We start from the raw sequence: 2234 nt of genomic DNA on the forward strand, positions 1-2234 counted from the left end.
GGGGAGAACGAGAGGGGGCTGATGTTCAAATCATAATCGTCATGCTGATGTTACTGCCGACTTCAGCCCCCACCTAACCTCCCCCGTAGGGGAGGGACTGTATGTCCGGAACTGACCATCTCTGTATATTCGGAACTGACTATCTGTGAATATTCGGAACTGACTATTAGTAATTCACCTCCTCGCCCGCTTCTATATATACGTTTTGGTAACCGGCATCTCCCCTACGGGGGAGAACGAGAGGGGGCTGATGTCTGTAGTGTTGAAAACTGTCCCGGCCCTTTCGAAAGGTAAGGATGGGTTATCCTACAGGGGAAGCACTGTCTCCCACTTAGTTCGCCAACTCAGAGAAGAACTTTATCCTGACGAGTCTCACCTCATCCTCGGTATAGTCCTCGCCGAGTTCGTCCATTGCCACTTCCAGGTCGTCGGTCTCGCTCTCGCGGAAATATTCGTATATGTCGTCGATATGGTCATCGTCCATCACATCCTCAAGAAAGTAGTCGATATTTAGCTTCGTTCCACTGTATACGATTGCCTCAATCTCAGTGAGAAGGTCCTCGAAGTCGATGTTCTGTGCATCTGCAATGTCGTCGAGCGGCATCTTGCGGTCGATGCTCTGTATTATCTTCACCTTCAGCATAGACTTCTTCGGCACGGTGCGTATTCTCAAGTCCTCAGGTCTCTCGATGTCGTTCTCCTCGCAATGGCGCTTTATCAGGGCAATGAATTCCTTGCCGTAGCGGTGTGCCTTGCCCACACCGACGCCTGGGATATTCACCAGTTCTTCGAGAGATATCGGATATACCGTAGCCATCTGCTCGAGCGAAACATCCTGGAATATCACGTATGGCGGGATGCCCAGCTTGCGGCTCGTGTCTTTTCTCAGGTCCTGGAGCATGGCAAAGAGTTCCGGGTCGAGCGCCGCCGTCTGTCTCTCGCCCACCTCATCGTCGTCTTCTTCGCTGAACTCAGCGTCTTTCACCACCATGAAGGTGTACGGATTATTGATGAAATCGAGTCCACACTTAGTAATCTTCAGCACTCCATAGTTCTCCACGTCTTTCTTGAGGAAGCCGGCGATGATAGACTGCCGGATTACGGGGTTCCAGATCTTTATGTCGCAGTCTTCGCCCTCTCCGAACTCCGGCAGCAGGTCATGCTTGTGGTCTTTTATGTCGTCGGTGTCGCGGCCCTTCACGAAGTCTATCACGTAGTCGGAACGGAAATCCTCCTTCAATGCCTTCACCGCCCTGAGCACTATCACCGTCTCTTTCGTGGCATCTATCTTCACCTTGGGATGCAGACAGTTGTCGCAGTTGCCGCAGTTGTCCTTGGGATAATCCTCACCGAAATAGTGGAGCAGCATCTTGCGTCGGCATACTGACGATTCGGCATACGCCGCTGTCTCCTGCAGCAGTTGTCTGCCGATGTCCTGCTCCGCCACGGGTTTGCCCTCCATGAATTTCTCCAGTTTGTGAAGGTCCTTGCGTGAATAGAATGCTATACACTTGCCTTCTCCGCCATCGCGTCCTGCCCTACCCGTCTCCTGATAGTAGCCTTCGAGGCTCTTCGGTATGTCGTAGTGTATCACGAAGCGCACATCGGGCTTGTCTATTCCCATGCCGAAGGCTATGGTGGCTACGATGACGTCGATCTTCTCCATAAGGAAATCGTCTTGCGTCTTCGACCGTGTGGCAGCGTCGAATCCTGCATGATAGGCGGCCGCCTTGATATTGTTCGCCTGGAGCACGGCGGCAAGCTCTTCCACCTTCTTGCGCGACAGACAGTATATGATACCGCTCTTGCCGCTGTTCTGGCGTATGAACTTCACGATGTCGCGGTCTACGTCCTTTGTCTTCTGCCTCACCTCATAATATAGGTTCGGACGGTTGAAGGAGCTCTTGAACTCTTTGGCCTGGGTGATGCCGAGGCTCTTCTTGATGTCCGTGCGCACCTTGTCGGTCGCCGTTGCCGTGAGGGCTATCACGGGGGCATTGCCTATCTGACCGATGATGGGTCTGATGCGTCGGTATTCCGGACGGAAGTCGTGGCCCCATTCCGAAATACAGTGTGCCTCGTCGATGGCATAAAACGAAATCTTCACCGACTTCAGGAATTCCACATACTCCTCCTTGGTCAGCGACTCGGGAGCCACATACAGCAGCTTGGTCAGTCCGGATCGTATGTCTTTCTTCACTTGGTCGATGGCAGCCTTGTTGAGAGAGGAGTTC

Annotated in this window: 1 protein-coding gene; it reads right to left on the minus strand. The window is 52.9% G+C overall.

Translation table 11 applies throughout. The features are described 5' to 3' along the window. Positions 1-331: 331 nt before the first annotated feature. The coding region (locus tag QVO99_RS05965) for a RecQ family ATP-dependent DNA helicase (RefSeq protein WP_288176996.1) at positions 332-2234 on the minus strand (1903 nt) is incomplete at its 5' end.

It is taken from the genome of Prevotella sp. CAG:592, assembly GCF_000436015.1.
GTDB lineage: Bacteria > Bacteroidota > Bacteroidia > Bacteroidales > Bacteroidaceae > Prevotella > Prevotella pectinovora.